The sequence below is a fragment of the Flavobacterium sp. EDS genome (assembly GCF_020991525.1).
Classification (GTDB): domain Bacteria; phylum Bacteroidota; class Bacteroidia; order Flavobacteriales; family Flavobacteriaceae; genus Flavobacterium.
Map to the genome: position 1 here is coordinate 1 of NZ_JAJMOZ010000053.1, position 487 is coordinate 487.

1 pseudogene is annotated in these 487 nt (G+C 39.6%); it reads left to right on the top strand.

What is annotated here, in order from left to right:
- A pseudogene (locus LPB87_RS20640) lies at positions 1–487 on the top strand (hypothetical protein); the annotation flags it as partial.

The following is a 487-nucleotide window of genomic DNA, read 5'->3' on the forward strand; positions in this document are numbered from 1 at the left end:
CCCAGTTGCTACTGATAATTGTGGTGGAACAGTAACGTATACTAAAGTAAGTGGAACTTTTGCTCAAGGCAACTGTGTAAACTCTGGAACATATACTAATACTTGGACAGCTACTGATCTTTGTACTAATATATCAACTGTATTTACACAAGTAATTACTATTCAAGATACCACTGCGCCAGCATGGACAACGGCTCCAACTGCGCTTGATGTAACGCTTGAGTGCAGTGATACTGCTGGATTAACAACTGCACAAGCGAGTGCCCCAGTTGCTACTGATAATTGTGGTGGAACGGTGACTTATACAAAAACTACTGGTATTTTCCAAAGAGGAGTTTGTGGAAGTACAGGAACATACACTAACACATGGACAGCAACTGACAGTTGTGGTAATATTTCGGATACATTTACACAAGTAATCACTGTTGAAGATACTGCTATTCCAAATTGGATTACGCAAGTTGGAACATTAGACATTACATTACAG